General features: G+C 65.4%; 6 protein-coding genes. 1 reads left to right on the top strand and 5 read right to left on the bottom strand.

The genetic code is table 11. The features are described 5' to 3' along the window. Positions 1-3,386 (top strand): acyl-[ACP]--phospholipid O-acyltransferase (locus tag AC6CDK_RS17205; RefSeq protein ID WP_496639933.1); only part of this gene is annotated, 3,386 nt, incomplete at its 5' end. Between the two features lie 78 nt (positions 3,387-3,464). Here AC6CDK_RS17205 and AC6CDK_RS17200 read toward each other — a convergent pair. The 5 genes from AC6CDK_RS17200 to AC6CDK_RS17180 form a co-directional block, all read right to left on the bottom strand. Further along, a complete protein-coding gene (locus tag AC6CDK_RS17200) occupies positions 3,465-4,265 on the bottom strand; it encodes an OmpA/MotB family protein (protein ID WP_039646764.1) in 801 nt (266 codons plus the stop codon). Between the two features lie 9 nt (positions 4,266-4,274). Continuing rightward, a complete protein-coding gene (locus AC6CDK_RS17195) occupies positions 4,275-5,039 on the bottom strand; it encodes a flagellar motor protein (RefSeq protein WP_039646762.1) in 765 nt (254 codons plus the stop codon). A gap of 20 nt (positions 5,040-5,059) precedes the next feature. Further along, positions 5,060-5,338, bottom strand: coding sequence for a flagellar FlbD family protein (locus AC6CDK_RS17190; RefSeq protein WP_039646760.1), 279 nt, complete (start codon positions 5,336-5,338; stop codon positions 5,060-5,062). Between the two features lie 64 nt (positions 5,339-5,402). Further along, complete coding sequence (locus tag AC6CDK_RS17185) at positions 5,403-6,956, bottom strand: glycosyltransferase family 9 protein (protein ID WP_192905364.1); 1,554 nt, start codon at positions 6,954-6,956, stop codon at positions 5,403-5,405. Beyond that, positions 6,953-8,175 (bottom strand): CgeB family protein (locus tag AC6CDK_RS17180; protein WP_496639932.1); only part of this gene is annotated, 1,223 nt, incomplete at its 5' end. The genes AC6CDK_RS17185 and AC6CDK_RS17180, both read right to left, overlap by 4 nt.

Raw genomic sequence — 8,175 nt, 5'->3', positions numbered from 1 at the left:
CAGACACCGGAACAGCCGTGCTTCCTTCGGCCTTCAACCGCCTCAATCTGGCCCAGGCCCTGGGGGCGCTGAACGACAACGTCATCAAGCTGACCATCGTCTTTTTCCTCATCGGCCATTTCGGCCAGGAACGGGCGGCAACCGTGGCCGCCATCGGCAGCGCCGCCTTTGTGGCCCCGTTCCTCCTTTTTTCGGCCCTGGCCGGTTCCCTTGCCGACCGGTTCCCCAAGGGGCGAATCATCGTCCGGGTGAAGGTCCTGGAGGTGGGGATCGCGCTTTTGGCCGTGGCTGGCCTCCTGGTTGCCAGCCCGTTGCTGCTGGGAGTGGTGATCTTTCTGCTGGGCACCCACAGCGCCCTTTTTGCTCCTGCGAAATATGGGGTGGTGCCGGAACTGGTGGCGCGGGAGGAGCTCTCCCGGGCCAACAGCCTCCTGGAGATGTGGTCGTTCCTGGCCATCGTGGGGGGGACGGCCCTGGCTCCGTTTCTGGTTCAACTGGCCGGCGGCCGCCAGGGCGTTGCGCTGCTGGCCGGCGTGGCAGTGGCCCTGTGCGGATACCTGGTGGCCCGCACCCTGCCGGAGACCCGCGCCGCCGCGCCGGAGCGTCCGGTGGCGTTTTCTCCGGCCGCCTACTGGCGTACCCTGCGGAGCCTGAGGCATGACGGGTATCTCCTGCTGGCGGTGGTTGGCGCGGCCTACTTTCTGTTTGTGGGGGCCTTCTGCCAGCTTGCTCTTCTGCCCTACGGCATGAAGCTCCTGGCCCTGTCCGAGGAGCAGAGCGGTTATCTCTTCGTGGCCGCTGCCGTGGGGATCGGCGCCGGTTCGTTGCTTGCGGGGCGTCTCTCGGGGCGTACGGTGGAATTCGGCGTGGTCCCCATCGGCGCCGCGGGGCTCACCCTTTGCTCGTTCCTGCTGGCAACGTTACCGGCACATCTCCCTTCCGTCCTGGCCGCAGTGACCCTGTTCGGGATGAGTGCCGGGCTTTTCATCGTGCCGCTCCAGTCCTTCATCCAGCTCCGCGCTCCCGCCGACCGGCGCGGGGAGGTTCTTGCCGCCTCAACCTTCCTCAGTTGGGTCGGCGTGCTCCTTGCGTCGGCACTACTCTGGGTCCTCGCCGGGCCACTGGGAATCTCGCCCGCCGGTTGCTTCGGCGTTCTGGGCGCCATCACCCTTGTGCTCACCCTGGTAACGCTCCGGGTGCTCCCCGATTTCCTGCTCCGCTTCGTGGCCCTGGTTGCCATGCGGCTCTGCTACCGCCTTGCCGTCATCGATAACCGCCACGTGCCGGTGGAGGGAGGAGCGCTCCTGGTGGCCAACCACGTTTCCTGGCTCGACGCGCTTCTGCTCATCGCCACGCAGCAGCGGCGGATCCGCTTTGTCATGGAGCGGGAAATCTACCGTACCCCTCTTCTGAAGCAGCTCTGCTCTCTGATGGGGGTGATTCCGGTCTCGTCGAAGGACGGCAGGAAGGGTCTTCTGGAGTTCATCGCGAACGCCCGCCGGGCACTGGACGAGGGATACCTGGTCTGCATTTTCGCCGAGGGGGCCATTACCCGCAACGGCATGCTCAACCAGTTCAGGGGGGGCTTCGAGCGGATCGTGAAGGGGACGAACCATCCCATCATCCCTGTCTATATCGGCGGTGCGTGGGGGAGCATCCTCTCGTATGCCCACGGCAAGCTCCTCTCCCGTTTCCCGTCGCTTCTCCCCTACCGGGTGACGGTCCTCTTCGGCGCGCCGCTCCGGGCGGGGAGCAGTGCCCACGACGTGCGCCGGGCCGTGATGGAGCTCTCCTGCGCCTGGTTCCAGACCCGAAAGCCCCGGCGGCGGCCGCTGGGAGAGCTTTTCGCCGAGACCGCCCGGGAGAACTGGTCCCGCCCCGCCGTGGCCGACACCGGCGGCCGGGAACTCACCTACGGCAGGGCCCTGGCCGGCGCCGTCGCCCTGGCGGCCACATTGAAGCCTTTCACTGCCGGGCAGGAGATGGCAGGAATCTGTCTGCCCCCCACCGTGGCGGGCGCCCTGGTCAACATCGCCCTCTCCCTCAATGGCACCGTACCGGTAAATCTCAACTACACCGCTTCAGCCGACGGCATACGCTCATCTCTTGACCAGTGCGGCATCAGGGTAACCATAACCTCCCGGCGCTTGCGGGAAAAGCTCGGTTCGCTGCCGGAACTGCCCGGAGTCCTGTACGTGGAGGACCTCCTGGCCGGCCTGACCGGCGGCCACAAGCGACTGGCGTTCCTGAAGGCCCGCTTTCTGCCCCTGCGCCTGCTGGCCGGGCAGGCCGGATTCAGCGCCGACCAGCCGGCCACGGTCATCTTCTCCTCGGGCAGCGCCGGCGAACCCAAGGGGGTGATGCTGTCGCACCACAACGTCATCTCCAACCTGGAGGCGCTCCGCATGGTCTTTCGCGCCACCCGGCGGGACAACATCTGCTCGGCCCTGCCGTTCTTCCACTCCCTGGGCTTCACCGCTACACTCTGGCTGCCGCTTCTTTCCGGCTTTTCCGCGGTCTACCATACCAATCCCCTGGACGGCGAGACCATTGCCGCAACGGTCCGGGAGCGGCGGTCGACGCTCCTCATCGCTACCCCCACCTTTCTGATGGCCTATCTCCGTCGGGCAAGGCCGGAGGACTTTGCCTCGCTGCGGCTCGTCATCACCGGGGCCGAGAAACTGAAGCCTGAACTGGCCGACAGCTTCCAGGAGAAGTTCGGCATCCGGCCCATGGAAGGATACGGCGCCACCGAACTGTCGCCGGTCATCTCCCTGTCACTGCCCGACGTGGAGGTCGACGGTGTCCGCCAGGCCGGTTTCCGGGAGGGGAGCGTGGGGCTGCCCGTCCCCGGCGTGGTGGTGAAGATCGTGGAGCCTGAAACCTTTGAGCCGGTTGCCGAAGGGGTGACGGGACTGATCCTCGTCACGGGCCCCAACGTCATGCTCGGCTACCTCGGCAAGCCGGAGAAGACCGCCGGGGTCATCCGCGACGGCTGGTACGTCACCGGCGACCTGGGGTACCTGGACGACCACGGCTTTCTCCACATCACCGACCGCCTTTCCCGTTTCAGCAAGATAGCCGGAGAGATGGTCCCCCACGGTGCGGCCGAGGATGCCCTCCATGCCCGCCTGGGCCGGGCGGGTCTTGTGGCGGTGACCGGTGTCCCTGATGAGAAAAGGGGGGAAAAGCTGGTAGTGGTCTACACCCCCGATGCAGGGGATGCCGAAACGCTCCACCGGTTCATGACGGAGAGCGAGCTGCCCAATCTCTGGAAGCCGGCGCGGGACTGTTACGTGGCGGTGGAGGCGCTGCCGGTTCTCGGCACCGGCAAGCTTGATCTGCGGGGAGTGCGGGATGCCGCGCTGGCGGCGGTGGGCGGTTGAGCCGTGCGGATTCCTCCCGCACGGAGCCTGTTGTCGTGTTGACGGGGAAAAAAGGAAAAAGACGCGGCCGCAGGGGGGCTACTGCACCCTCTCCGGTTCTCCCCGCTCCCCTTCGCCGGAGAGGAGGACGATATCCACCCGCCGGTTCTTGGAGCGGCCTTCGGTGGTGCCGTTGTCGGCGATGGGGCGGTATTCGCCGAAGCCGGCGGCTGAGATGGCGCCGGGATCGAAGTCGTAGGAACGGGTCAGGTAGTGGACGATGTTGGTGGCGCGGGCCGTGGAGAGTTCCCAGTTGGAGGGGAACTGGGCCGAGCTGATCGGCATGGTGTCCGTATGCCCCTCCACCCGGACCGGGTTGGAGTAGGCGGCCAGGGACTCGGCAACCTTGGCCAGGAGCGGATAGGCGCTTTCCTTGACAATGGCGCTCCCCGAGTCGAAGAAGCCCGCCTCCTTGAGGCTCACCACCAGTCCCCGGCGGTTTATGCCCACATTGACCTTGTCCTGGGCTCCCTGCTTGATGAGATACGCCTCGATGGACGATTTGATGGCCTGGAAATCCTTCTCCGATGCCCGGATCCTCCCCTTGCCGTCGGCATTCTTGCCTTGGCTCCGTCCCTTGTTGCTGAGGTCCGGCGCGATGGACGGCATGACCCGCAGGTCGGACGAATCCAGGACGGCGGGCCGCGGCGCCGAACCGGCGGCGGTGAACCCGAACGATTCCCGCATGGATTGCATGACCTGCTCGATCTTTTCCTTGTCCGACTGCCCCATGGCGTAGAGGGTCACGAACACGGCAAACAGCAGGGTGATGAAGTCGGCGTAGGAGACGAGCCATCGCTCGTGGTTGGGTTCTTTCTCATGCTTCTTCGGCTTGGCCATGACGGAATGCTATCCCTTCTTGTCGCCGGCGCCGTGCTGGAGGAACGCCTTGAGCTTCTGCTCGATGAAGTGGGGGTTTTCGCCATTCTGGATGGCGATGAGCCCCTCGATGATCATGTTCTTGCACACGAGCTCTTCCTTGATGCCGTGCTTGATCTTGGTGCCGAAGGGAAGACAGATGATGTTGGCGACCATGAGGCCGTAAATGGTCGCCACGAAGGCCACGGCGATGCCGGCCCCCAGTTTGGACGAGTCCGACAGGTTGCCCATGACGTGGATGAGGCCGAGCACGGCGCCGATGATACCGATGGTGGGGGCGTAGCCGCCGGCCGCCTCGAAGAACTCGGCGCTCTGTTTGGAGTGTTCTTCGTAGTAGGTAACCTCGATTTCCAGGGTTTCCCGCAGTTTCTGGGGGTCGATGCCGTCCACCACGAGCGAGATGCCCTTCTTGGTAAAGGGGTCCTTCACGTTCTGGGCTTCCTGTTCCAGGGATATGAGACCATTGCGCCGGGCCTTGGCTGCGTAGCCGATCAGGTCCTTGATAACCCGCTCGGGGTCGTTGTGGGCCGGCATCAATACCTTTTTGATATCCTTGGCCGCGCCAATGATCGTTTTCATGGGGAAGCTGACGAACGCCGCCCCGAAGGTGCCGCCGAGCACGATGATGGCCGCCGTGGGCTGGATGAGGGCGGTCAGGTGCAAACCTTCCAGCAGCGCCCCGCCGAACACCGCCCCGAATCCCATGACGAGGCCTATGATTGTCGCTATGTCCATACGTCGCCTGACCTTTCCTGTTAGTCGGTGTTATGGTCCGGTTTCAGGGGGCAGCGGGGAAGGTAGCTCCCCTCCGTCTTACGCCGGAGATACTTGCGGCCGTGGCCGCCGAGCGCCCGCTTCATGACCGATGACTTGAACGTGATGATACGGGCGACGATGGCGTCGGTCTTTTCGATGACCAGGTAGCGACGGCCATTGGAAAGCACGACATGGGTGTCCGGTGTCTCCTCGATGGCCTCGATGAGATCCGGGTTAACGAAAAAAACATCGCCGTCGAGACGTGTCAGTCTGATCATGGGGTACCTCTCCCGAAAATGGTCCGCTATGATATCGTTTCGGCCGCGGGCCGGAAAACTTTAGCTACAGCAGTGCCGCCAGACAGCGCCCGGTTTCGTAGAGGGCGCGCGTCTGGCGCGCGATCCGCTCCAATTCTTCGCCGGTGATGTTTTCGCGCATGAGGGTCAGGAATTCGGTGACCGGGGCCAGGGGCCCGTGGCGATAGCCCATGAGCTTCACCTCCGCCTCGATGGCCGACTCCTTCTCACCGAGGCGCCGGATCTCGTCCACGGGCAGAGGCTTTTCCCGGGCCGCCCGGATGATGGCCTCTGTCGTTTCAATCCCCTGTCCCGTGAGCTCCCAGAAGGTCCGCAGGGTCTCGTCGCCGGGCGCCCCGCACCGTTTCGCGCTTCCGTCGAAGCATCCCTTCCAGGTGGTTTCGCGCCGCTTGACCTGCTCTTCGTCCCGGGCGTCCACATTGAACAGGCCATCCCATGTCAGGTACCCGTCGGGGGCAAACGAACTCCGGTAGACCCTCACCCCGGCAAAATCGGCATTCCCCAATTCTCCGGAGCCGGCCAGGACCATGCGGCAGGCCGAGAAGACCGCCTTGGGAGAAATGGTGTCGCGGCAGACCGGATCGGCGCAGACCAGGCTGTAGGGGCAGGGGGAGCAGGGCAGGTCGGGCTGGAGCGCCAGGTGCCCTTCGCCGTAGGGGCCGGTGCAGCGGAAAAAGGCCGGGCCAATGCAGAGCATGACCGCGGGCACACCGGCCGCGGCGGCGAAGTGCATGGTGCCGGTGTCATTGGAGACCAGGGCTGCACAACGCCCCACCAGGGAGTAGAGCTCTTCGATCCCGGTTTCGCCCACCGCGTCCACGGCCGGCAGCTCCATGGCGGCCAGGGCCTGCTCGGCCAGGTGCTTTTCCACGGGAGCCCCGAAGAGGATGGTCCGCACCCCCAGCTCCCGCTGGAGCCGGTCCGAGATGCGGGCGAAGTGCTCGGCGGGCCAGATCCGGGTCGCCTCGCTGGCTCCCAGTTGCAGCCCCACGAGGCGTTGTCCCTTGAGCCCGTGCCGGTTCAGGAAGTCGTCGGCGAACCGCTCCCCCTTCTCCGTGGCGACCAGTTCCACCCGGCATCCGTCGGGGGGGACCTCGCCCAGCCGGGTGAAGATATCCACCAGGTTGATGGCGTTGTATTTGCGGATGTTGTCGTTGAACCAACTGAAGATGTACTGCCCCCAGAGGGTCACGATGTTCCGCTCCCCTGTCTCGTCGGCCGAAATGCCGGTGCGGCGCCGGCTCGTGACGCAGGAGGCGAAAAAGGCGGAGAGGCGCGAGCAGGTGATGTTGACCAGCAGGTCGTAGCTCCCCTCCTCCAGCTTCCGCACGAACTCATCCATCTTGAGGTAGGGGGCGAGTGGCGATTCGCCGGTGGCGATGTCCCAGGCGATGTCCTGCTTGTTGAGGACGATGGTCCGGTCGATGCCGGGGAGCAGCGGCAGGATGCCGCAGAAACGGTCCTCCACGATGGCGGTGATCCGGGCGCCGGGGTGGGCGCGGCGCAGCGCCCGCACCAGCGGTGTCGTCTGGATCAGGTCCCCGTACCGGGCTATGGCGAGAAGGGCGATCTCTTTCATTCCGGAATTTTCTCCCAGAGGACCTCGACGTTCTGGAGCATGAGGAACAGCTTTTCGGCCCGGGAAAGTTTCCCCTGGCCGGTCACGATGGTGCCGAGTGCATCGTTGAGGGTGAACCAGCGCTGGTCGGGCAGCGTGCCGAGCAGGTCGCCGAGCCCGGGATGCCGGTCCAGGTCGGCCATGATCTCGTCCCGCCGGTCCGCCCGCTGCCGGACCCGCTCGGCCAGGTGGGGAAAGGTTCCGGTCATGAGGGCCACCAGTTCCGCCATGCGGTGTTCGTAGGTATGCTCGGCCAGGACCCGGGCCATGCCGCGTCCCGCAACCTCCCGTCGAGCCTCGGGATCGGCCAGGAAGCGGCTGATCCTTTCCCGTGCCTCATCAAGACTGCCGAAGGTCTCCAACTCTCCCTGGTCGAACAGTTCCGGCAGGAGCGCGCGGCGGTCCACCAGTTGGAAGGCTCCGCAGGCGGCCAGCTCGAAGGTCCGGGGATTTACGAAGTCTCCGTCGGGCACCACCCCGTCGCAGGTGGTGGATGAGTGGAGATTCAGGTTCACGGCTGACGCATTGAAGATCTTGACCGTGGTCTCCGTGTCGATTCGCGCGCCGCCCCGCTGGATGAAGGGGACCAGGGGCGACGGGAAGGGCCAGTCGCTCCCCCAGATCCGGAAGGGGAAGTCGGTGAGTCCCTTGAAGAATATCTGCCGGTTGTAGTAGCCGGCCCCCACGAAGGAGAGGGGGCTGCCGAACTCTTCCCGTTCGGCCGGGGTCAGTTCCGTTGGCCGGTGGACCGACGGGTCGGCGCAGGTGGGGAGGTAGGCATAGCGGGTAACCCCGGCCCGGGCCAGTTCGGCGGCGAAGTTGTCCGTCTGGATGCCGAAGAAATAGGACGCAGCCGGCGCTGAATCGCGCCAGTAGGGGAGCACCCGGTAGTCCTCCACGAACCAGAAAGCGGTGGGGATTCCCCGGGCCTCGATCCGTTTCATGGTCTCGGGGAGGAGCGGCGCCTGGGCCAGGGCCAGGATCATGTCGGGCCGGGTTTCCCGGGCCCGCAGCTCAACCGCCTGGGAGAGGAGCGAGGTGATCCCGGCGTGGAATGCCCGGCGGCTCTGGTTGAAGATGAATTCCTTGCCGAAATCCATGGCCACGGCCAGCCGTTCGCTCTCGAAGGGGATCACCTGGTGCCCCAGTGCCCGCAGGGCCCGTGCCGCGTGGTGGGCCG

It is taken from the genome of Geobacter sp. PheSNFMC (genome assembly GCF_059620965.1).
The sequence above is the reverse complement of the archived record's forward strand: the minus strand, read 5'-3'. Positions and strand labels throughout refer to the sequence as shown.

Coding starts and splice junctions, on each gene's coding strand:
- AC6CDK_RS17200 (WP_039646764.1), bottom strand. CDS start 4,265: ATGGCCAAGCCGAAGAAGCATGAGAAAGAACCCAACCACGAGCGATGG.
- AC6CDK_RS17195 (WP_039646762.1), bottom strand. CDS start 5,039: ATGGACATAGCGACAATCATAGGCCTCGTCATGGGATTCGGGGCGGTG.
- AC6CDK_RS17190 (WP_039646760.1), bottom strand. CDS start 5,338: ATGATCAGACTGACACGTCTCGACGGCGATGTTTTTTTCGTTAACCCG.
- AC6CDK_RS17185 (WP_192905364.1), bottom strand. CDS start 6,956: ATGAAAGAGATCGCCCTTCTCGCCATAGCCCGGTACGGGGACCTGATC.